This is a genomic window from Arthrobacter sp. DualSoilB13 (assembly GCF_055389195.1).
The window spans coordinates 1,011,167-1,033,046 of sequence record NZ_AP035865.1 but is presented as its reverse complement, the minus strand read 5'-3'; the positions used below and the strand labels follow the sequence as shown (position 1 = coordinate 1,033,046).

The following is a 21,880-nucleotide window of genomic DNA, read 5'->3' as shown; positions in this document are numbered from 1 at the left end:
CGGAGCAGACAAGAAAGCGCCGGCTGGTTTCCCAGCCGGCGCTCCCAATCCCGCCCTCGTTGGCCGTTCTGACCGGACTCCGCAAGGAGCCCTGGATCCCCGGACAGGGCCGGGACCCCAGTGAGTTAGCCTGCGTGCTTGCCGTGGTCCGAACGTGCTTCGACGCCTTGGAGGAGCAGCAGCGCCATGCGCTCCTGCTGCCTGCGCTCACGCTTGAGTTCTTTGCGGATCGCTGCAAGCTCTTCCGCGGTGTGGGCTTGCTGCTCGGCAATGGTCTGCTGCTCCCGCAACCGGGCCTGCAGCTCCACGTTGGCACGGCTCAGCTGAAGCTGTTGTTCCGCCAGGACGTACTGGGTACGGGACAACTGCTCCTGGACTTCCTTCACATCAACCGTGCCGTGAGGCCGTTCCTGCGTGAGGATCCGAGCGAACTCGAGGTCAAGATCGGTTCCGGACTCCGGGTTCGGAACCTGACGGTCCCCTACCGGAACCTGACGGTCCGCCCCTACCTGACGTCCGCCCACCGAAACCGCAGGATGGGCACTTGGGCGGCGGGCGCCGTCGTCGGACGCTTTCACTGCGTCCATGGACGCCGTGTCCAGTGACATTCCGGCGTCCCCTGAAGCCGTGGCAACCAGTTCTTTCTCAGGAGCTGCATCCACGGTGCGTCGCAGTGGACGCTCCTTGATGAACAGCACGGCGAGGAGGGCAACGACGCTGATGATCGCGGAGATCAGGAAGATCTGAGCAGTCGCGTCACCGTAGGCAGCGCGCATGATGTCCGCGATGGGGGCAGGCATGTCAGCCAGGTCCATGCTCGCTCCGGACGCTCCACCCTGGGCAGGGATCCCTGCGGCAGTCATGCCCTCAACAGCGAGTTCTTTCACGTGGTTGGACATGATGGCACCGAGAACGGATACGCCGATTGCGCCACCAACCGAGCGGAAGAACGCCACGGAGGCACTGGCGGTTCCGATGTCCTTGGCCTGGACGGTGTTCTGAACAGCGAGGACCAGATTCTGCATCAGCATGCCCAGGCCGAGCCCGAACACACCGGTGTAGATCGCCACAATCCACAGTTCAGTGGTGTGGTCCATGGTTCCGGCGAATGCGAGACCGCCAATGAGGAGGACGGAGCCTGCAATCAGGAACCTCTTCCACTTACCGAAGCGGCTGATCAGGATGCCCGAAGCGACCGAACCAATAAGGTTTCCGGCGATCATGGGCAGCGTCAGCAGCCCTGCCTCGGTGGGTGTGGCGCCGCGGGCAACCTGGAAGTACTGGCCCAGGAAGGTGGACGAACCGAACATGGCGATGCCCACCGCAACGGAGGCAACAATGGCCAGGGCCGTGGTGCGCTCGGAGATGATCTTGAGGGGGATGATGGGCTGGGCCACCTTGGTTTCCACGAACACGAGCACAGCCAGAAGAGCTACGCCGCCACCCACCATGAGGGCGGACTGCCAGGAGAACCAGTCGTAGTAGTCGGGGTTGCCGGCGAAGGAAACCCAGATCAGCAACAGGCTGACGCCGGAGGTCAGCAGGATGGAGCCGAGCCAGTCGATCTTGGCCGGACGCTTGATGTGCTCGATTTTCAGCGTCACCTGCAGCAGTATGAGCGCGACGACGGCCAGCGGCACGCAGACGAAGAACGTCCAGCGCCAGCCCAACGGGCTGTCAACGATGAAGCCACCCAACAGCGGTCCGCCAGCAGTGCCAACGGCCATGACGGCACCCATGTAACCGGAGTATTTACCGCGGTCGCGCGGCGGAATCATGGAGCCGATGATTGCCTGGGCCAAGGCTGTGAGGCCACCCATGGCCACGCCTTGGATGACGCGGGCGGTGAGCAGCAGCGGAATGGTTTCGGACAGTCCAGCCATGACTGAGCCGGCCACAAAGATGATGATGCTCAGCTGGACCAGGAGCTTTTTGTCGAAAAGGTCCGCGAGCTTGCCCCAGATGGGAGTGGTTGCAGCGTTGGCCAGCAACGCTGCCGTGATGACCCAGGCGAAGTCGGTTTGGGTGCCCTTGAGCTCGGACATGATGGTGGGCAATGCGTTGGCAACAATAGTGCTGCTGAGGATTGCGGTGAAGAAGGCGGCGAGGAGGCCGGTGAGGGCTTCCATGATCTGCCGGTGCGTCATGGGAGCTGCGGCTTTGCTGGCCGCGGGGCTGGCTGAGGCGTCCACCGCCTTGGTGTTCTGAACTGCTGGTGTGGCCATGGTGGCTCCTAAGCTGTCTGGTTGGTTGTGATGGAGCCGGCCGCCGTTGCCCGGATTGAGTCCTTGAGTGACTCGGTGAGTTTGTTGATGACCTGGGAGGCCTCGAGGGCGTCAGCCTCGCTCCAATCCGCCAGGTAATCGCGCAGTCTCACGCTGCGTTGTTCTTCGAATTCGCGCAGTTTCGCGGAGCCTTCCTCCGTCAGGGCAAGCAGTTGGGCCCTGCCGTCCGCGGGATCGGGCCGCCTGACCACGAAGCCCAGTTCCTCGAGTTCGGTGACGTGCCGGCTCAGGACCGGTGCACTGACACCGAGCCGCGTGGCCAGATGCGTAGCGCGGGTCTCCCCCTCGCCAATGAATCGCATCACCCCTTGAACAGCCATTCCGACGTCGGGAACACGCGCCATGTGGGCGGTCACCACACAGCGCAGTGTGCGCTGGAGGTCGAAGATTTGATGCACAAGATCGGTTGCTGTGGCGGAACCGACGGACATGGAAAACACCCCTCTTTTGCTTGCCTAAAGCAACTATAACTCAGATTGATTGCTTTGGGAAACTAAAGATGCGTTTCGGTTCAGTTGCGGGGCCCGCTCTGCACCTTATTTCGCGGGAATTGGGTGCAGAGTGGGCCTCGCAACGCAGAAAACCCCCGCACGAGGTTCCGTGCGGGGGCTTTCTGCGTTTACTAGGGTCTGCTTAGTCGTCCAAATGCGTGGGGCCGAACATCTTCAGCAGGGTCTCAACCACGACGACGTTGGGTCCGTCCGCTGCGAAGGACGCCTTGAGCGCGTCCCCCACTTCCTCCGGGGAAACCCGGCGCGCCGGGACGCCGAAGGACTCGGCAAGCTTCACGAAGTCCGGGCGGGCGAGCTCGGTGGCGGTGGCTTGGCCAAAGGCGCCCACCATGTACTCGCGCAGGATGCCGTAGCCGCCGTCGTCCACAATCAGCCAGGTGACCGGGACGTTGTGCTGCTTGGCGGTGGCGAGCTCGGAGATGGAGTACATGGAGGATCCGTCACCGGAAACGGCCAGCACCCTGCTCGGCTTGCCGGTGGTCTCCAGTCCCACGGCACCGCCGATTGCCGCAGGGAAGCCGTAGCCCAAGCCGCCGGCGCCTTGGGCGGAGTGGAACTGGCCCTGCCGGGCGTCCCAGCAGCTCCAGCCCCAGTACGCAGAGATGGTCATGTCCCAGAACGTCTGCATGTCAGCCGGAACAGCCTCGCGGATGTCGGCCATGAACTTCAGTTCCTTGGCCAGGTCCTGTGATTCCAGGCGGGCCTTGACCTTGGCCAGGGATTCCTTGACCACGTCCTCCGGGCTGGTGCCGTGCCAGTCACGCTTCACGGAGTCCGCGGCACCGGCAGCTGCGAGGGCTTCGTCCAGGGCCGCTAGGGCCTGGCCGGCGTCGGCACGGATGCCCAAACCGGGCCGGTTGGATTCCAGGACGCGGGGTTCGGCGTCGATCTGGATGATCCGTCCGCGTGGTTCGAACGTGAAGTAGTTCGAGGTCACTTCACCCAGGGAGGAGCCGATCACGATCAGCACATCGGCGTCTTCCAGGACGTCGGTCATATACCGGTCCTCGATCCACGACTGTAAGGACAGCTCGTGGGTCCACGGGAACGCGCCGTTGCCGCCCGGGGTGCAAATGACCGGAGCCCGTAATTGCTCGGCGATCGAGAGCAACGACTTCTCGGCCCGGCCACGACGGGTACCGCCGCCGGCGATGATGGCCGGACGTTCCGCCGTCGAAAGCCACTTCACGGCCTCGCGGATCAACTCGACGCGCGGCGGGTTGTCGAATGCTTCGGCGAGGGCGTCCTCCACCGGGGGAACCATGATCGGGTCCAGCAGGACGTTTTGCGGGATTTCGATCCACACAGGGCCCTGCGGTGAGGAGATCGCTTCGGTCCACGCGTCCTGGATGGCCGAGGGGATGCCCGAGGCGTGCTGGATCAGTCGCTGGCTCTTGGTGACGTTCGCGGCCGAGGCCTTCTGGTCATCGAGCTGGTGCAACATGCCCTTGCGGCGGGCACCCAGGCCATCGAGCGGAATCTGGCTGGCCACAACCACCATGGGAACACCCGTGGCATAGGCCTCCTGCAAACCGGCCAGGGACGTCAGCGCACCGGGCCCGGTGGACAGGAACAGCACACCCACCTCGCCGGTGGCACGTGAATACCCGTCGGCTGCGAAGGCCGAGTTGTTCTCCACACGGGAGGAAACGAAGTGCAGATTGCCGCGGCCCATCGCGTCAAAAAGACCCAGAGCATGCTGGCCCGGGATACCGAAGACGGTCTTCGCGCCCAGCGCTTCAAGGGTCTCGACGACGAGGTCCCCACCGTTGCGCTGGTTGGTTCCCTTGGTGGGGGCTGCTGTGCCCGGATCGAAATCGATCATCGCTGGTCTCCGGTTGCTCCGGTTGCCTGCGCGAGTTCCGCGATACGGGCGCCGAGGGCCTGCTGCGCGTAGCCGTTGGGGGCACCTTGGCGGTCACCTTCCACTGCATTGTCCGCCATGAGGGTCACGAGCTCGTAGGCTACGTGGCTGCCTGCAACACCGGTAATTTCCGCGTGGTCGTAGGCCGGAGCAACTTCAACGATGTCCGCACCAACGAGGTTCATGCCCCGGAAACCACGGATGATTTCCAGGAGCTCGCGGCTGGTGATGCCGCCGGCTTCAGGAGTGCCGGTGCCGGGCGCGTGCGCCGGATCAAGAACGTCAATGTCCACGGAGATGTACAGCGGACGGTTGCCGATGCGGTCGCGGATCTTAGCCACGGTCTCCAGGACGCCCTGGTAGTAGACGTCTGCGGAGGTGACGATTCCGAAGCCGAAGCGGTGGTCGTCGTCGAGGTCCTTCTTGCCATACAGCGGACCGCGGGTACCGACGTGGCTGATGGCCTCGGTGTCCAGGATGCCCTCTTCCACGGCCCGTCGGAACGGGGTGCCGTGCGTGTACTCGGCGCCAAAGTAGGTATCCCAGGTGTCCAGGTGTGCGTCGAAGTGGAGCATCGCGATGGGCTCACCGGCACGCTCAGCGGCAGCCCTCAACAGAGGCAGGGCGATGGTGTGGTCGCCACCGAGAGTGACCAGTTTGCTGCCGTTGGCCGAGAGATCCAAGGCGTTCTGCTGGATGGTCTCGATGGCCTCGTTGATGTTGAACGGGTTCACGGCCATGTCGCCGGCGTCGGCAACCTGGATGTTCTCGAACGGGCTGACGTCCCATGCCGGGTTGTAGGGACGGAGCAGGCGGCTGGCTTCACGCACATGGTTGGCACCGAAGCGCGCGCCAGGGCGGTAGGAAACGCCGGAGTCGAAGGGGACGCCAACAACGGTGACGTCAGCCTTGGAGACCTGGTCCAGGCGGGGCAGGCGGGCATAGGTGGCGGCACCGGCGTAGCGCGGGATGCGGGATGAATCGATGGGGCCGAGGTTCCCGTTGGCCTCAATGCGGAGCTCTTCCAAAATGCCTCTCCTTCGAGATAAGTCAGCGTCTGTGACACCCATCATACACTCAAAGTTGTCTAATAAGCATCACATGTTTACAAATTGGCTTACCGGGCGTGCGTCATGAGATGCCCGTCACAGCGGGCGTTAAGATTCCATAAAAACCGGGGTCCCGACGTCGAACGCGGCCATACGCTCCTAGCGGAAGCAGCACACTGCTGCACGAAAGGACACCGTGACCACCCTGTCGAGGCCTCCGGCCGATCCGGCCAACCGGCCAAAGAACTCCTTCAAGCTCAAGCCATGGCTACTGGAGGGAATGCCGGATACCTCAGGGAAGCGGCAGGGACCCCACGGACGCCCTGCGGACTCGCACAAGCCCCAAGCCTGGTGGAAAGTCATGTGCCTCACGGGCCTGGACTACTTCTCCACCCTCGGCTACCAGCCAGCCATCGCCGCCCTGGCCGCCGGGCTGTTGTCCCCGCTGGCCACCCTGCTCCTGGTGCTCGCAACCCTGGCCGGCGCCCTCCCCGTATACCGGCGCGTTGCGAAGGAAAGCCCCCGCGGCGAAGGATCCATCGCCATGCTGGAGCGCCTGCTACCGCGATGGGGAGGCAAGCTGTTCGTCCTGGCCCTCCTTGGTTTTGCTGCGACCGACTTCATGATCACCATCACGCTGTCCGCCGCCGACGCCACAGCCCACCTCATCGAGAACCCTTTCGCGCCGCATTTCCTCGAAGGCCAGCAAGTAGTCATCACCTTGGCTTTGATCGCAGGCCTGGGCGTCGTCTTCCTCCGCGGATTCAAAGAAGCCATCAACGTGGCCGTGGTGCTGGTGGCAGCATTCCTCGCGCTGAACCTTGTGGTGATCGTGGTGTCCATGACTCATCTCTTTACCGAAGCCGGCGTCATCACCAACTGGTGGAGTGCGCTCACCACGTCCCATGGCGACCCCATCATGATGATCGCCCTGGCACTTCTGGTCTTCCCCCGCCTGGCACTTGGGCTCTCCGGATTCGAAACCGGAGTTGCCGTCATGCCTCAGATCAAGGGCCACGCAACAGACACCGATGCCAAGCCCACTGGCCGGATCAAGGGTGCGCACAAGCTCCTCACCACCGCGGCCATCATCATGAGCTCATTCCTCATCACCTCCAGCTTCACCACCGTCATGCTGATCCCCGCCGCCGAATTCCAGGACGGCGGTAAAGCCGAAGGCCGCGCTCTCGCGTATCTGGCGCACAAATTCCTAGGAGACGGATTCGGAACCGTCTATGACGTGAGCACCATCGCCATCCTCTGGTTCGCAGGCGCGTCAGCCATGGCCGGGCTCTTGAACCTCGTCCCCCGTTACCTGCCCCGCTATGGCATGGCGCCGGCATGGGCACGCGCCCTCCGCCCGCTGGTCCTGGTGTTCACCGTCATCGCCTTCTTTGTCACCATCATCTTCAAGGCGGACGTCAACGCCCAAGGTGGCGCCTACGCCACTGGTGTGCTGGTCCTGATAACCTCGGCCTCCATTGCCGTCACACTGTCTGCACGGCGGAAGAAGCAGCGGGCACAGGTCATCGGCTTTGGTCTGATCTCCCTCGTCTTCGTCTACACCACCGTAGTCAACTCGATCGAGCGCCCCGACGGCCTGAAGATCGCCGCCCTCTTCATTCTGGGCATCATGGTAGTTAGCTTCATATCCCGCATGCGGCGCGCGTTCGAACTTCGGGCCACTCACATCAAGATGGACGAGAAAGCCCTCGAATTCACGGCCAACGCCGCCGAAGGTCCCGTCCGCATCATCGCCCACGAACCCAAACACCTCAGCGCAAGCCGATACAGGGAGAAGCTCCAGCACGCCCAGCAGGCAAGTCACCTGCCCGTTGACTGCGACGCCGTCTTCATTGAGGTCATTGTGGACGACAGCTCCGACTTTGAGCAGGAGCTCCAAGTGGTGGGCAAGGTCCGGCACGGGTTCAAGATCCTGGAGGTGCACAGCAACAACGTGCCCAACACCGTGGCCGCAGTACTCCTCCACATCCGCGACGTCACAGGATTCATGCCCCATATCTACTTCCGCTGGACCGAGGGCAATCCGATCTCCAACCTCAGCAAGTTCCTGTTCTTCGGCGAAGGAGAGATCGCCCCGGTAACCCGCGAGGTACTTCGCGAGGCCGAGCCTGACATCACCCGACGCCCGTGGGTGCACGTGGGCTAGCCCCGGTTCCGCGCGTTCCTCCCCGGTTGGTCCCCTCGCAGGCTGCGCTCCTCCCCGGTTGGTCCCCTCGCAGGCTGCGCTCCTCCCCAGATTTCGCGCGCTCCGCTTAGCCTGTGCGGAGATCCGGGAGGGAGCGCAGCGCAGGGAGTGAAGCTAGCGGCTCGCCGCCGGCACCAGGACCCACAGCACCTCAACGGTCTCGTCCGTGGGGTTGATCCAAGTGTGGGGTTCCCGGCCCGGGAAGGAGAGAGTGTCCCCTTCTTCGAGGTCGTACTCCTCGTTGGTGAGGATGAGCTTGATCCGTCCCTTGACCACGTGCAGGACATCGACGTCGCAGTCCACGGCGTAGAGCTCGTTTTCGCCGCGGCCACGTGGCTCGATGGTTGCCTGCAGGATCTGTAAGCGACGCTCGGAGCGGGCGGTCAATAAACGCTCCACGATGCCCTGGCCGCCCAGGGAAATGCGGGGGCCGTCGTCGCGCTTGGTCAGGTGTGTCTCCGGAGCTGCGAAGAGGTCGCCCACGGAGACGGACAGCACTTGGCACAGAGTGACCAGCGAGGCAACCGACGGCGATGTCAGGTCCCGCTCCACCCGGCTGAGGAAGCCCTTGGTCAGACCGGTAGCGTCCGCCACTTGCTCGATGGTGAGGCGCTGCGCTTGCCGGGCTGCGCGGATTCTGGAACCGATGGCAACGGGAACATTGCTCGGTTCAACGGGTAGAGCCTTCATTCACGAACCTTTCAGGCCTGTCATGTGGCCCTGTCATTGGAGCAATAGTAGCCGGGAGACAGGCCAAGAACGCCAGAATACGCGGAAGCATGACCAAAGGATCTTGACTGTTACTCCCATCACAACATATCCTCAGAGGCAACAAGTGTTGCCTGTGAGGCACACAACACCTCCCCAATCTCCAATCATCAGCACAGAGACTTCGACTCTTCGCAGGAGTATCGTCGAAAACCCCAACCTCAGTGCATCAGCTCCAAGGACCGTTCATGGAATCATCGGCTATAAACATCGCAATCGTGGTGGTGTACCTGCTCGCCATGCTGGCATTCGGCTGGTGGGGCAAGTCCCGCACCAAGAACAACAGCGACTTCCTGGTGGCAGGCCGCCGCCTGGGCCCCTTCCTTTACACCGGCACCATGGCCGCAGTGGTCCTCGGTGGCGCATCCACCGTGGGCGGCGTCGGCCTGGGCTACAAGTTCGGCATCTCCGGCATGTGGCTTGTTGTGGCCATCGGCTCGGGTGTGCTGCTGCTCAGCCTCCTGTTCGCCGGGACCATCCAGAAACTCAAGATCTACACGGTCTCCCAGATGCTGACCCTCCGTTACGGCAGCACCGCAACCCAGACCTCGGGCATCGTCATGCTGGCCTACACACTGATGCTGTGTGCCACGTCCACCGGCGCCTACGCCACCATTTTCGTGGTCCTCTTCGGCTGGGAGCGTTGGCTGGCCATCGCCATCGGCGGCGCAATTGTCCTGGTCTACTCCACCATCGGCGGCATGTGGTCCATCACTTTGGCAGACCAGGTCCAGTTCGTCATCAAGACGGTGGGCATCTTCTTCCTGATGCTCCCCTTCGCCCTGAACGCTGCTGGCGGCCTGGACGGCATCCGCGCCCGCGTCGATGAGAGCTTCTTCGATATCGGCGGCATCGGCCTCCAAACGATCATCACCTACTTCGTCGTTTACACACTGGGCCTGCTGATCGGCCAGGACATCTGGCAGCGCGTCTTTACGGCCAAGACCCCCACGGTTGCCCGCTGGGGTGGGGCCACCGCCGGCATCTACTGCATCCTTTACGGCTTTGCCGGTGCCCTGATCGGCATGGCTGCCAGCGTTGCCCTCTCCGGTGTGGAGATCGCCGCCAAGGATGACGTCTACGCTGAAGTTGCCACCCGCCTGCTGCCCATCGGCATTGGTGGCTTGGTGCTCGCTGCAGCTGTCGCAGCCATGATGTCCACGGCTTCCGGCGCGCTGATCGCTGCCGCCACCGTTGCCCGCGCAGACGTCATGCCTTTTGTTGCCAGCTGGTTCGGCAAGAAGGTGGACACCTCCGATTCCGACAACCCTGAGCACGACGTCAAGGCCAACCGCTACTGGGTCCTCGGACTGGGAATCGTGGCCATCATCATCGCCATCTCCACCAAGGACGTAGTGGCCGCTCTGACCATCGCCTACGACATCCTTGTGGGCGGCCTGCTGGTAGCCATCATCGGTGGCCTGGTGTGGAAGCGCGGAACGGGCATCGCTGCAGCATGGTCCATGGCGGCCGGTTCAGTGGTAACCCTGGGCACCATGATCATCCTCGAGATCAACGCCGAAGTTCCCCTGGACGGCATCTACGCCAACGAGCCCATCTACTATGGCCTGATCGCCTCGGCACTGGTCTATGTGGTGGTTTCGCTCGCCAGCAAGCCCACCGATCCGGCAGTCATGAAGGCTTGGACCGACCGCGTTGCGGGCACACGCGTGGCAGAGGAAGAGGTCACCACGCCCGCCTCGTAGGCAGGTACAAAGAAACAAGCAAAGTTCGACGGCGGCGCCTCCCCTTTCCGGGGCGGCGTCGCCGTTGTTGCGTCCCGGAGGAGGCGTTGCGTGGCCCGCTCTGCACGATAAGGCGCGAACAAAGGGCGCAGAACGGGCCGCGCAACGAAGACACCCGAAACCCCGGCGAAAACGGCCACACCCACGGTCCCGGTGATTCCCGCCGTCGACCTCTTCACAGGCATGGTGACCATCACGACAAAGGACCGGACCGGGCGCTTCAGGCATCCCCAGCCGCAGTTGATCGCGCAGGCGTTGGCCCAAGCCATCCGCCCAACGCGCTGGTGTGAGGCGTCAAAGACGGTGACGGTGACTGTTGCCGCCGTCGGGAAGCGGGCAGGCCTCCAACGTCACTTCACGCTGAGCTGCGACCACCCGGCCTAGAGTTCCTCGTCCTCCTCGCGGAATTCTTCGGTTTCGTCGATGGGGACCACGCGTTCGTCGTCCTCGGGGGCGTCTACTTCCTCAACCCAGGGCTGGTCCACTTCCTGGTCTTCGGCGTAGTCGTAGGCCGGGTCGGACTCGATGGTTGCCCGTTCCGGGTGGTTGGCGTGTGATTCGGTGGTGTTCATGGTGCAACCTCCGTCTCGTGGGCCGGTTGGCCGGTGTCCTTCCATCTGAGCACCGGCGCAAACAAGGGTCAAGGAATGGAAGGAAATTGCGGTGCACCGAACATTCCAGTTGAGGAATACCGGCCAAAAATCCGTGCGGATAAGCGGTAGTGTGGGGCGTGCAAAGGGGCGCAACTACCCCACCCAGCACAGGAGACAAGTGCCCAGCACAGGAGACGTAGTGCAGATGCACCAGGAATCCCACAGTTCGTCGAGCCCCGCTCCGGACCCCACCCCCGACTCAGCAGCCCCCGCATCAGCAGCCGCGCTTCCGTCGAACGCGGACATCCGCCGGTGGCGCCAGTACCTGGCCGATGAGCGTGCCGAAGCCGCCGTGTACCGCGAACTTGCCCAGCGGCGTGACGGCGAGGAGCGCCAAATCCTGCTCGCCCTGGCCGAAGCTGAAGGCCGCCACGAAGCCCACTGGCTCAAGCTCCTTGGCGAGCACGCCGGAATGCCCAAGGCAGCGTCCGCCCGGAGCCAGTTCCTGGGATTCCTTGCCCGCAATTTCGGCTCGGTCTTTGTGCTGGCGTTGGCCCAACGCGCCGAGGGCCGTTCCCCCTACGGCACCGAGCCTGCAGCAACGCCTGCCATGGTTGCCGATGAACAAATCCACGAGGAAGTTGTCCGGGGCCTGGCCACGCGCGGACGCAACAGGCTCTCCGGAACCTTCCGCGCCGCAGTCTTTGGCGCCAATGACGGACTGGTCAGCAACCTCTCGTTGGTGATGGGCATGGCAGCAACCGGTGTACCCAGCCCTGTAGTCCTGATGAGTGGCGTGGCAGGCTTGTTGGCCGGTGCGCTGTCCATGGGCGCGGGCGAATACGTCTCGGTCCGCTCGCAGCGCGAACTCCTTAACGCCACGCTTCCCACGCAGGCAACACTGACTGCCGCGCCTTCGTTGGATATTGAGCACAACGAACTGGTCCTGGTGTACCTTGCCAGGGGCATGACCCGTGAAGCTGCGGAGCACCGAGCGGCCGAACGTATGGGTTTGTTCAGCTGCGACTGCGATCCGAGCCTGTCCTTGCAACCGGAAAAACCGCCGGCGGACGAGCACGAGTCCGTAGGCTCCGCATGGGGCGCGGCATTGTCCAGCTTCTGCTTCTTCGCCTCAGGTGCAATAGTGCCCATCCTGCCCTTCATCTTCGGCATGACGGGCCTTGCAGCCTTGATGGTGGCCGGGGTCCTGGTGGGCATCGCGCTCCTGGCCACGGGCGCCGTCGTCGGCTTGCTGTCCGGAACCTCGCCGCTGAGCCGCGGGCTGCGTCAGCTGGCCATCGGCCTGGGAGCCGCAGCTGCAACCTATGGGCTGGGCCTGGTGTTCGGGGCAACCATCATCTAAGTTTGGACGGCTCGGCCCGCAGAACGTAATGTTGGTTCGTCCTCCGCGCTGCCCCGCGTGATCCAGGGCATCATGAACGGAGAACCGTGGACCCGGAGCGGGAAGCAACACGTGCGCCAAAACACCGACGCAGTTCAACAGCTGTGCGGGTTCTCCACGGTGTCCTCATGGCCGGAATCGCCGCAATCGTCGCTGTTCTGGTGAGTGGATATCTGCAGGGTGATCCCCGCATCACCGCACTGTTCCCGGGTGTCAGCGTTCCGGGTGCCCCGCAAAAGGGACCGGGCGTTGCAGAACCGGGGCGTGCCCCTGACGCGCCACCCCCGGGGCTTGAGGAGGCGGATGCCCCGCTGGCCTCCCCGTCAGCCCCCGGCACCACCAACGACTCGTACAAGTTCCTGGCCACCAACGACGACGGCACACCCGTAGGTTATTCGCCGTGCCGCCCGCTTCATTACGTTGTGAACAACGCCACCGCGCCTGTTGGCTCCGATGCCCTGCTGGCTACCGCGCTGGCCAATATTTCTGCGGCGTCGGGCATTCAGTTTATTGACGACGGCACCACGGACGAGTTGCCCGTGGACCGGCGCGAGCCCTACCAGCCGTCCAAATACGGTGACCGGTGGGCTCCGCTGCTGATCTCGTGGACCACCCCGGTGGAGGCCCCGGCGCTGGCGGACAATGTCATTGGCACCGGAGGCAGCACCATGTACTCCCTCAATAAGGGCCCCAAAAGTTACATCACCGGGAGCTTGGAGCTGGATACCCCGCAGGTCACGGAACTGCTTGCCAGCCCCGGCGGGGCCGACTACGTCCTGGCAGTCATGCAGCACGAACTGGGCCACGTGATGGGCCTGGATCACGTGGATGATCCCATCCAACTCATGTATCCGGAGATCGGGGCTCCCGACGGACTCGCGGCGGGAGACCTGAACGGCCTGCATCTTCTTGCCTCGGCGCCTTGCCGCAAGGACATCTGAGCGGCTTCGCGCCTCAAGCATTCGCGGCGTTGACTCCCGCCATGGACTCCCGGCGGAGTGGGACTTATGCTGGCCACTACGGTCGACGGCGGCGCCCCACCTCCCGTCGCGGCCTCCACGTCAGGGGGTTCCATGGAACCTTACGGGTCGCCCCAGTGGCCGGACCCCGATCCCCCTCGCCCGAAATACCTCCCGCATTCCCAGCGCCCGCCGGACCCTCCGCAGATCAGGCCGCCCATCAAGCACAGCAGCATCGCGGCCATCATGTTCCTCATCAGCGTCCTGGCGCTGGTGTGCGCGGGAGCCTACTTCAGCGGCGAACTCCGTCAGTTCCTGTATGGCCCGTCCGCAACGCAAAGCCAGGCTCCCCGGCCCGGATTGGTTCCTTTTGGCCAACGCCAGGACCCCGTCCCGGGACTCGAAGAAGCGGACGCGCCGCTGGGGACACCAGCCCCGCTCAACCGCACCAGTTCCTCATATAAGTTCCTGGCCGTCAAAGAAGACGGAACCCCGCTGGCCTATTCGCCGTGCAGGCCTATCCACTACGTGGTCAACTCGGACCTCGCGCCGGCCTCGTGGCAGCCTTTGGTGGTGGAGGCAGTGGAACAGGCCAGTTCAGCTACGGGACTGAGGTTCGTCTATGACGGCCCCAGTTCCGAAGTTCCCTCCCCCACCAGGTCCGGATACCAGCCGGAAAGGTACGGGGACCGCTGGGCACCGGTCCTCATTGCGTGGACCACCCCGGAGCAGGTGCCACGCCTGACCGGGCAGACTGTGGGGCTTGGCGGGAGTTCTTCCATTGGCCTCAGCGACGGCTACAAGGCGTACGTCACCGGGACGGTGTCCTTGGATGCTCCCCAGTTCGCTGAGATCGTGAACGCTCCCAACGGAGAGGAGATCGGCGTAGCTGTGATCATGCACGAGCTCGGTCATCTCCTGGGCCTGGACCACGTGGACGATCCCCGGCAGCTCATGTTCGATCAAGCTTCCTGGGTGCGCGGGTACGCTGCCGGCGACCTCACCGGCTTGGCCCAGCTGGGCAGGGGACCTTGCAGCAAGGATTTCTGAGGTCCTACGGGGCAAGCACCGCCAAGGCCTCCTCCACCGTGTCCACCAGGAAGATCTTCTCCGCCATCGGTTTCCCGGCCGCGAGGCTCTGCACCATGGGCCAGGCGGGAAATGTCCGTTCCCAGTGTTCGCGTCCCACCAGCACCATGGGCGTGATGGTCTCAGGGGCTCCGTAGTAGTTCTCGCACGCGTCCTGGAAGATCTCCTGTACCGTTCCGGCCGCGCCCGGCAGGAACACAATGCCGCCGTCGCAGAGCTCCAGCAGGATGGCTTCACGGATAGCGTTGGCGAAGTACTTGGCGATGTGGGTGGCGAAAAGATTGGGCGGCTCGTGGCCGTAAAACCATGTGGGAATACCGAGCGTTGGGGTACCGTCCGGATAGCGTTCGACGACGGCGGCTGCTTGCCGCGCCCAAGCCGTCACCGAGGGCCTGAATCCCGGCACCGCAGCGAGGGCCTCAAGCGCAGCGGTGGAGTCGGCGTCGGGGACTCCGCTCAGGTAGGCGCCAAGGTTGGCCGCTTCCATGGCGCCGGGGCCACCGCCCGTAGCTACTGTAAAGCCGGCTTGGGCCAGCAACCGTCCCAGGTGCGCGGCGTCGGCGAATTCCTTGGTCCCCCGCTGTGCCGCGTGACCGCCCATGACGCCCACCACCCTGGTGCCGGAGAGCGCGCCGTGCTCCAGCAACTCGTCCAAGGCATCGCCGATTGCGTGATCGTGTAGGGCTGCGGCGAGGGTGGCGTCCAGGCTGCCTCGTCGCCCGGGCAGGATGCTCCATTGGTAAATGCGGGCGTCCAGGGTGGACTCGTATTCCGTGGAGGAAATGTCCGCGTACAGTTCCCCGGCTGTGTAGACCCCGCTTCGGTAAGGGTTGAACGGCACATTGTGAAGCTTGGGAAAAATGAGCGCTCCCCGCCGTCGGAGGCTTTCCTCCACCCCATCATCAAAGGTGCAGCCCAGGAAGATCGCACCTTCAGGGTCCAAGGCTTTGAGGTCCCGTGCGTGGCCTCGCAGGTCCAGCGACTGAGCGTGCCAGCCGTGCATGGACCCGGCTCCTGCACTGACCAGGTGGCTGAAGTGGGCCACACTTTCGACGTCCAGTGTGCGGGGACTCGGGTTCAAGGATCCGGAGCGATTCATGGTTTCAGCGTAGTGCTGGCATGGAAGTTTGCCGGAACCCTACCCACGGCCCATCAGCGGGAGTACAGTAGCGCTCACTGCATCGTTTTCACGCGGGGAACCCGTGGGGCGGTGAATAACTCAATCCGACATGGCGTCCTGGGGGCGTCGTAAGTTTGCCGGCTGGGGGGCCCAACATCTGCTCAAGGAGCATGGTTGTGGACCGTCCAAAATACGTTCGTCGTCATACTCGACTACCACTGAATAACACCCGTTCATGTGCCCGGCGAATCCTGGGATTCCTGCTGGGCCTTTCTGTTGCCCTTTCCTCCCTGGTGTTCGGACTGGCCATGCCCGCCTCGGCGGCAGTGCCGCCCTGTCCGGGTACAGGCGGTGCCCACATGATCGTGGCGCACACCGACGATGACCTGATCTTCATCAGCCCGGACTTCATGCGGGACATCCAAGCCAAACGCTGCGTCCAGACCGTCTACATCACAGCGGGGGAAGCCGGTGAAGGGCAGTCCTATTGGGGTGGCCTGGAGGACGGCATCCGGTCGAGTTATGCCCTGATGGCCGGGGTAGCCAACGCCTGGACGGCTTCTGACGCCGGCGTTCCTGAGCGGCCACTGACCGTTCACACGCTCAATGCCGCCCCGAATATCTCAGTGGTTTTCCTGCGGCTTCCGGATGGCTTCCCCAACGGCAATGGCAGCAGCCGTTACAACGGCCAGAGCATCCTCAAACTGTGGGACGGCCGCATCTCCACCATCCGCCCCGTTGATGGATCTGCCACGTACACAAAAGCCCAACTGCAGAGTGTGCTGAACCGGCTCGTGGCCAACTACAAGCCCACCACGTTCCGGACCCAGGACTGGACCGGCAACTTCACCACCCCGTATGACCATAGCGACCATTGGGCTGCAGCCAAGTTCGGGCAGCTGGCCACCCGCGCCTACACGGGACCACATACTTCCTCCGCCTACGACGCGTACGTGATTGACGAGTACGCACAGAACGTCACAGGGGCCGAACTGACCAGCAAGGTCAACACTTTCAGGCGTTTCGCTGAGTTTGATGAGTACCTCTGCGGAGCCGTTTGCCCGGACACCCCTTACAGCGACTGGCTCAAGCGGCAGTACATCACGTCGATCGAGTGGACCGGGAACGCAGCAAAATCGGCGGGAACCACGGTGTCAGCGTCCTCTCAAAGGGCCTCCGCACAAAGTCCGGAGAAGGCGCGGGATGGATATGCCTGGGGCACTCCCATGGATGCCAACCGCGAGTGGGTCACCAACGGGGGCAAGGCCGGTAGCTGGATCCAGTACAACTTCTCCCCTGCCCGGACCATCAACGCAGTGACACTCTTTGACCGTCCCTTGCCCAGCGACCACGTCACCGGCGGCAATCTCACATTTTCTGACGGCACCACCGTCCCGGTTGCTGCCCTGCCCAACAACGGCTCAGGATTGACTACCAACTTTCCTGCCAGGACCGTCAGCTCCGTACGTTTTAACATCAGTTCTGTCAGCGGTACCACCACCAACGTGGGCCTGGCCGAATTCGAAGCGCATATCACCGCCGATGTTGTTGCCCCCGTGGTCACAGCCACACCGGCAGGCGGCACGTACGACGTCGGACAGAAGGTCACGCTTGCCGTGAACGAGCCGGCCACCATCTACTACACCGTGGACGGGTCCACACCCACCACGGCCAGCAGCAGATACGCCACCCCCCTCACGGTGAACGGGCCGCTGACCCTGAAGTACTTCGCTGTAGACACCGCGAACAACCCATCCGCAGTGGTCACCCAGGTCTATTCCACAGGCCCTGACGTCACCAAGCCCGTGGTCACGGCCAACCCTGCCGGCGGCGTGTACGCTCCCGGCACCACCATCACCCTCACGGTCAATGAAGCGAATTCGGTCATCAAATACACCAAAGACGGTACCGACCCCTTGGTCGCCGGCGTGGTGTACTCGGCACCGATCACCTTCGACGGCCCGGGCCCGATGACACTGAAGTACTCCGCCACGGATCCTGCCGGAAACGTCTCCGACGTCGTCACCCAGACGTACACGGTGCCGCCGGACACCACAGCCCCCGTGGTCACAGCCAACCCCACCAGCCGGGCACTGGCCAGCGGGGCAACCATCACCCTGACCGCAAATGAGCCGGGGGCTGCCATCTACTACACCACCGATGGCAGCACACCCACTGCGGTGGAATCGGCAACGAACATCAAATACTCGGCCCCGATTCTCATGGGCACCTCAACCCTGAACCTGAAGTACATCGGGGTGGACACTGCCGGTAACGCCTCAGCCGTGGGCAACCAGACGTACACCGTGCCCGCAGCCGGACCGCCGTCGGCCCATGACTTCAACGGTGACGGCAAAGCCGATGTCCTAGCCTCCGATACCGCTGGAAATCTGTACTTGTACCCCGGTGACGGTGCGGGCGGGCTATCGGAACGCCAGGTGGCCCTGGCGGCACCGGCGTGGTCCACCGTCAACGAAACCATCACCCCCGGCGACTTCAACAGGGACGGCAAGAATGACCTCCTGGCCCGCGCCGGAGACGTCGTGTGGTTCTACCCGGGCAACGGTGCCGGCAGTTTCGGAGCCCGGGTACAGGTCAGCACCGGCTGGAGCACCATGAGCCAGCTGTTCTCTCCCGGCGACTTCAGCGGCGACGGTATTCCGGACTTCATCGGCCGGCTGAGCTCCGGGGAGCTGCGGCTCTACGAAGGCAACGGAACCGGCGGCCAGCGGACTCCCACCACCATTGGATCCGGGTGGAATGTGATGAATGCAATTCTGAGCACGGGGGACTTTAATGGAGATGGAAAGGCAGATGTGCTGGCGCGCCGTTCGGACACGGGTGCACTCTGGCTCTACCCCGGAAACGGAACCCGCGGATGGCTCCAGTGGAAGCAAATCTCAACGGGTTGGGACAACCGAACATCGATAGCCGGGCCCCGCGACCTCAACGGCGATGGCAGCAATGACGTCGTAGGCCGCATCGGCGACACCCTGTGGCTGTACCCGGGCACAGGCAGTGGAGCGTTCAGCACTGTGCCGCCCATCAGCCTCGGCACCGGTTGGCAGGCCATGAAGATCATCGCCTAGCCAGCCCCCACGGACCTGGCGCGGGTCGGAGTTTTCCCCCAGACTCTTCGGCTCGCGTCAGCTACTTAGAGCACGACGACGGCCCGTCACCTTCCGCAGGGAAGGCGCCGGGCCGTCGTCGTGAGTTAGCTGTAGAACCTAGAGCGTTGCGTAAACTTCGCGCAGCAGCGTGGCGGTTTCGGACGGCGTCTTGCCGACCTTCACGCCTGCAGCTTCGAGAGCTTCCTTCTTGGCCTGTGCCGTTCCTGCAGAGCCGGAGACGATGGCGCCTGCGTGGCCCATGGTCTTGCCCTCCGGAGCGGTGAAGCCTGCAACGTAGCCAACAACCGGCTTGGTGACGTTGGCCTTGATGAAGTCGGCTGCGCGCTCTTCAGCGTCGCCACCGATTTCGCCGATCATGACGATTGCCTTGGTCTCCGGATCAGCCTCGAACGCAGCCAGGGCGTCGATGTGCGTGGTGCCGATGATGGGGTCGCCACCGATGCCGATCGCGGTGGAGAAGCCGAGGTCGCGGAGTTCGTACATCATCTGGTAGGTCAAGGTACCGGACTTGGACACTAGGCCGATGGGGCCCTTGCCCGTGATGTTCGCCGGGGTGATGCCAACCAGTGCTTCGCCGGGGGTGATGATGCCGGGGCAGTTCGGTCCGATGATGCGGGTGATCTGCTTGCCGTCAGCGTCAACCTTGGACTGGGCGAGAGCCCAGAATTCGGCGGAGTCCTGAACAGGAACGCCTTCGGTGATGACAACTACCAGGCCGATGCCGGCTTCGATGGCTTCAACTACGGCGTCCTTGGTGAATGCCGGGGGTACGAAGACGATGGAGACGTCAGCGCCGGTTTCAGCGATGGCTTCCTTGACGGTGCCGAAGACGTTGATTTCCTTATCGCCGTGCAGGACCGTGGTACCGGCCTTGCGGGCGTTGACGCCACCAACAATGTTGGTGCCGGCCTTGAGCATGAGGGCGGTGTGCTTGGTGCCCTCGCCGCCGGTGATGCCCTGAACGATGACTTTGGAGTCCTTGTTGAGGTAGATAGACATTGTCGCGTCCCTTTACTTAGCTGCGTTGGCGAGCTCGGCGGCCTTGTCGGCGCCCTCGTCCATGGTGGCGGCCAGGGTAACCAGCGGGTGGTTGGCCTCGGTCAGGATGCGGCGGCCTTCCTCAACGTTGTTGCCGTCGAGGCGAACTACCAGCGGCTTGTTCGCGGAGGAACCCAGCTCAGCCAGTGCGCCGACGATGCCCTTGGCAACGGCGTCACAGGCGGTGATGCCACCGAAGACGTTCACGAACACGCTCTTGACCTGGGAGTCGCCCAAGATGACGTCGAGGCCGTTGGCCATGACCTCGGCGGAAGCTCCACCGCCGATGTCCAGGAAGTTGGCGGGCTTGACGTTGCCGTGGTTCTCGCCAGCGTATGCAACGACGTCGAGGGTGGACATCACAAGACCGGCGCCGTTGCCGATGATGCCTACTTCGCCGTCCAGCTTGACGTAGTTGAGGTCCTGGGCCTTGGCCTTGGCCTCCAGCGGGTCAGCTGCATCCTTGTCTTCCAGGTGCGCGTGGTGCACGTGGCGGAAGTCAGCGTTCTCATCCAGGGAGACCTTGCCGTCGAGGGCAACGATCTCGCCGGCGCCGGTGCGGACCAGCGGGTTGACCTCAACCAGGGTTGCATCTTCCTTCTTGAAGACGTCCCAGAGCTTCAGAATGACGTCGGCCACTTTGCCGCGCAGTTCTTCAGCGAAACCTGCAGCTGCGACGATCTCGTCAGCCTTGGCCTGGTCGATGCCCACTGCGGGGTCGATGGCGATCTTGGCCAGGGCCTCGGGACGCTCCACGGCAAGCTGTTCGATCTCCATGCCGCCCTCAACCGAGCACATGGCCAGGTAGTTGCGGTTGGCGCGGTCCAGGAGGACCGAGAAGTAGAACTCTTCGGCGATGTCAGCACCCTGGGCGATCATCACCTTGTTGACGGTGTGGCCCTTGATGTCCATGCCCAGGATGTTGGTGGAGTGCTCAAGTGCCTCTTCGGCAGTCTTGGCAACCTTGACGCCGCCAGCCTTGCCGCGGCCACCAACCTTAACCTGTGCCTTGACGACAGTTACGCCGCCGATCTTCTCGGCAGCTGCCTTTGCTTCTTCAGGAGTGTGCGCCACGATGCCGGCGAGCACGGGTACACCGTGCGCTTCGAACATATCGCGCGCCTGATATTCAAACAGGTCCACGGTTTAGTGTCCTTCTACGTCGAAGTAGTTTTCTGTTCAGCCGGGAACCGCGATGACCGCGATAGCCAGCTGCGGAAAGTACGCGGTAACAACCAGGATTGAAGCCGGTCACATTGCGTAAGGTCCTCTCGGAACTTTAGCCCTTTGAGGAGTCCCGCCAGCTACACACTACCTGTTAAGTGAGTAACCTTACACTTCTATCGGCTGTAGAAAACCCGCAGAATGACGCGGTTTTTGGGCCGCCCGCCCACTATCCAAGAGCAGTCACGACGCAAGTTTCAGGTTCCCCGAGACCTTTTTCCCGCCGTCGGAAATCAACTGGTAGCCCTCGCGATCGACGAAGAACGCCACGCCCCCGGAGATATTTCCGCAAGCAACGCCGCCGTTATAGGCCGAACACCGCAGACCGTTGCGCTCAATGTTCTGCCCCTCCCCCAGCTCCCGGAGCTTGGAGATGGGACCTTCCCGGCTGCCCTTCGGACCGAACTCCGACTCCATTTGTGTTACGCCGGAACGACATGAGCCGTACACCGCCTTCTCCGGAGTCAGGAGCACCGTCCCGCCCAGGTATCCGAGGCCGATTCCCGCACAATCGTCAGCGACGTCATCGGGCTCCGGTGCGGCATACTTGGCCAGTTCACAGTGGACCACGGGAACAACGGCGAACTTGTTGTTGGCAGCATCCGAGTAAGAGTTGGCCTCATACGGGAGATTGAGGTGCCCACCCCGTGAGGACGTCATGGCGCAGACAATGTTCTTGTCAGCCGTGACAAAAGCAGTGACATCCTCGCCCGCGGACAAGGTGGTCTGCTCAGTGACGGGAACCTGCTGGAGCTGTTCAAGCGGCGGCAACGGGGCCGGCGGCACATAGTCAGGATCTTTGGTGGCGAAAGAGCATCCCGCCGCCAGCACCATGATCAGGGCGGCCAGGATCGGCCAGACAGTCCGTCGCATGCCCCTCATTATGCCGTGC

17 protein-coding genes are annotated in these 21,880 nt (G+C 63.3%); 7 read left to right on the top strand and 10 right to left on the bottom strand.

All coding sequences use genetic code 11. From position 1 onward, the window contains the following. Positions 1-125 precede the first annotated feature (125 nt). From ACZ5J0_RS04925 to speB, 4 genes are all read right to left on the bottom strand, one after another. Positions 126-2,225, bottom strand: a complete 2,100-nt coding sequence (locus ACZ5J0_RS04925) for an MFS transporter (protein WP_464094304.1) — start codon at positions 2,223-2,225, stop codon at positions 126-128. 8 nt (positions 2,226-2,233) lie between these two features. Next, complete coding sequence (locus ACZ5J0_RS04920) at positions 2,234-2,716, bottom strand: MarR family winged helix-turn-helix transcriptional regulator (protein WP_142940049.1); 483 nt, start codon at positions 2,714-2,716, stop codon at positions 2,234-2,236. Between the two features lie 202 nt (positions 2,717-2,918). Further along, the gene (locus tag ACZ5J0_RS04915) at positions 2,919-4,622 is read right to left on the bottom strand and encodes a thiamine pyrophosphate-binding protein (protein ID WP_464094303.1); all 1,704 of its coding nucleotides are present in this window, start codon (positions 4,620-4,622) and stop codon (positions 2,919-2,921) included. After that, complete coding sequence (speB, locus tag ACZ5J0_RS04910; RefSeq protein WP_464094302.1) at positions 4,619-5,689, bottom strand: agmatinase; 1,071 nt, start codon at positions 5,687-5,689, stop codon at positions 4,619-4,621. Before speB ends, ACZ5J0_RS04915 begins: the two co-directional genes overlap by 4 nt. Positions 5,690-5,906: 217 nt before the next feature. On the opposite strand from speB, the gene ACZ5J0_RS04905 reads away from it, so the two are divergent. Then, positions 5,907-7,880 (top strand): APC family permease, encoded by a 1,974-nt coding sequence (locus tag ACZ5J0_RS04905; protein WP_464094301.1) that lies wholly within the window; start codon positions 5,907-5,909, stop codon positions 7,878-7,880. A gap of 153 nt (positions 7,881-8,033) precedes the next feature. Here the strand turns inward: ACZ5J0_RS04905 and ACZ5J0_RS04900 are convergent, their stop codons facing one another. Then, positions 8,034-8,609, bottom strand: a complete 576-nt coding sequence (locus ACZ5J0_RS04900) for a helix-turn-helix domain-containing protein (protein ID WP_024819844.1) — start codon at positions 8,607-8,609, stop codon at positions 8,034-8,036. Between the two features lie 266 nt (positions 8,610-8,875). Here ACZ5J0_RS04900 and ACZ5J0_RS04895 point away from each other — a divergent pair, with 266 nt between their 5' ends. Both ACZ5J0_RS04895 and ACZ5J0_RS04890 read left to right on the top strand, forming a co-directional pair. After that, on the top strand, positions 8,876-10,393 hold the full coding sequence (locus tag ACZ5J0_RS04895) for a sodium:solute symporter family protein (protein ID WP_187697267.1): 1,518 nt from the start codon (positions 8,876-8,878) through the stop codon (positions 10,391-10,393). A gap of 225 nt (positions 10,394-10,618) precedes the next feature. Next, positions 10,619-10,816: a hypothetical protein gene (locus tag ACZ5J0_RS04890; RefSeq protein WP_250821017.1), complete on the top strand. Its 198-nt coding sequence runs from the start codon at positions 10,619-10,621 to the stop codon at positions 10,814-10,816. Here the strand turns inward: ACZ5J0_RS04890 and ACZ5J0_RS04885 are convergent. Continuing rightward, positions 10,813-11,004 (bottom strand): hypothetical protein, encoded by a 192-nt coding sequence (locus ACZ5J0_RS04885; protein WP_142940054.1) that lies wholly within the window; start codon positions 11,002-11,004, stop codon positions 10,813-10,815. The genes ACZ5J0_RS04890 and ACZ5J0_RS04885 overlap by 4 nt on opposite strands. Positions 11,005-11,230: 226 nt before the next feature. Here ACZ5J0_RS04885 and ACZ5J0_RS04880 point away from each other — a divergent pair, with 226 nt between their 5' ends. From ACZ5J0_RS04880 to ACZ5J0_RS04870, 3 genes are all read left to right on the top strand, one after another. Further along, positions 11,231-12,388, top strand: coding sequence for a VIT1/CCC1 transporter family protein (locus ACZ5J0_RS04880; protein WP_142940069.1), 1,158 nt, complete (start codon positions 11,231-11,233; stop codon positions 12,386-12,388). Between the two features lie 143 nt (positions 12,389-12,531). Continuing rightward, positions 12,532-13,368 carry a matrixin family metalloprotease gene (locus ACZ5J0_RS04875; RefSeq protein WP_223942601.1) on the top strand — a complete coding sequence of 279 codons (837 nt, stop codon included), beginning with the start codon at positions 12,532-12,534 and terminating at the stop codon, positions 13,366-13,368. Positions 13,369-13,434: 66 nt separating this feature from the next. Then, positions 13,435-14,436, top strand: coding sequence for a matrixin family metalloprotease (locus tag ACZ5J0_RS04870; RefSeq protein ID WP_142940055.1), 1,002 nt, complete (start codon positions 13,435-13,437; stop codon positions 14,434-14,436). 4 nt (positions 14,437-14,440) lie between these two features. Here ACZ5J0_RS04870 and ACZ5J0_RS04865 read toward each other — a convergent pair whose 3' ends face one another. Next, entirely contained in the window at positions 14,441-15,574 is a 1,134-nt protein-coding gene (locus tag ACZ5J0_RS04865; protein WP_464094299.1) for an LOG family protein, read from the bottom strand. A gap of 191 nt (positions 15,575-15,765) precedes the next feature. Between ACZ5J0_RS04865 and ACZ5J0_RS04860 the strand changes: the two genes are divergently transcribed. After that, a complete protein-coding gene (locus ACZ5J0_RS04860; RefSeq protein WP_464094298.1) occupies positions 15,766-18,684 on the top strand; it encodes a chitobiase/beta-hexosaminidase C-terminal domain-containing protein in 2,919 nt (972 codons plus the stop codon). A 138-nt stretch (positions 18,685-18,822) separates the two neighbouring features. Here ACZ5J0_RS04860 and sucD read toward each other — a convergent pair whose 3' ends face one another. The 3 genes from sucD to ACZ5J0_RS04845 all read right to left on the bottom strand — a co-directional run bounded on the left by sucD (position 18,823) and on the right by ACZ5J0_RS04845 (position 21,870). After that, positions 18,823-19,725 carry a succinate--CoA ligase subunit alpha gene (gene sucD, locus ACZ5J0_RS04855; RefSeq protein WP_062070672.1) on the bottom strand — a complete coding sequence of 301 codons (903 nt, stop codon included), beginning with the start codon at positions 19,723-19,725 and terminating at the stop codon, positions 18,823-18,825. Positions 19,726-19,737: 12 nt separating this feature from the next. Then, the gene (gene sucC / locus ACZ5J0_RS04850; protein WP_011773779.1) at positions 19,738-20,907 is read right to left on the bottom strand and encodes an ADP-forming succinate--CoA ligase subunit beta; all 1,170 of its coding nucleotides are present in this window, start codon (positions 20,905-20,907) and stop codon (positions 19,738-19,740) included. A gap of 264 nt (positions 20,908-21,171) precedes the next feature. Next, positions 21,172-21,870, bottom strand: coding sequence for a hypothetical protein (locus ACZ5J0_RS04845; RefSeq protein ID WP_464094297.1), 699 nt, complete (start codon positions 21,868-21,870; stop codon positions 21,172-21,174). Positions 21,871-21,880: the final 10 nt, after the last annotated feature.

Excerpts from the sequence above, each read along its gene's own strand:
- ACZ5J0_RS04925 (WP_464094304.1), bottom strand. The coding sequence starts at position 2,225 with ATGGCCACACCAGCAGTTCAGAACACCAAGGCGGTGGACGCCTCAGCC.
- ACZ5J0_RS04920 (WP_142940049.1), bottom strand. The coding sequence starts at position 2,716 with ATGTCCGTCGGTTCCGCCACAGCAACCGATCTTGTGCATCAAATCTTC.
- ACZ5J0_RS04915 (WP_464094303.1), bottom strand. The coding sequence starts at position 4,622 with ATGATCGATTTCGATCCGGGCACAGCAGCCCCCACCAAGGGAACCAAC.
- ACZ5J0_RS04900 (WP_024819844.1), bottom strand. The coding sequence starts at position 8,609 with ATGAAGGCTCTACCCGTTGAACCGAGCAATGTTCCCGTTGCCATCGGT.
- ACZ5J0_RS04895 (WP_187697267.1), top strand. The coding sequence starts at position 8,876 with ATGGAATCATCGGCTATAAACATCGCAATCGTGGTGGTGTACCTGCTC.
- ACZ5J0_RS04885 (WP_142940054.1), bottom strand. The coding sequence starts at position 11,004 with ATGAACACCACCGAATCACACGCCAACCACCCGGAACGGGCAACCATC.
- ACZ5J0_RS04880 (WP_142940069.1), top strand. The coding sequence starts at position 11,231 with ATGCACCAGGAATCCCACAGTTCGTCGAGCCCCGCTCCGGACCCCACC.
- ACZ5J0_RS04870 (WP_142940055.1), top strand. The coding sequence starts at position 13,435 with ATGCTGGCCACTACGGTCGACGGCGGCGCCCCACCTCCCGTCGCGGCC.
- ACZ5J0_RS04865 (WP_464094299.1), bottom strand. The coding sequence starts at position 15,574 with ATGAATCGCTCCGGATCCTTGAACCCGAGTCCCCGCACACTGGACGTC.
- ACZ5J0_RS04860 (WP_464094298.1), top strand. The coding sequence starts at position 15,766 with ATGGTTGTGGACCGTCCAAAATACGTTCGTCGTCATACTCGACTACCA.
- sucD (WP_062070672.1), bottom strand. The coding sequence starts at position 19,725 with ATGTCTATCTACCTCAACAAGGACTCCAAAGTCATCGTTCAGGGCATC.
- ACZ5J0_RS04845 (WP_464094297.1), bottom strand. The coding sequence starts at position 21,870 with ATGAGGGGCATGCGACGGACTGTCTGGCCGATCCTGGCCGCCCTGATC.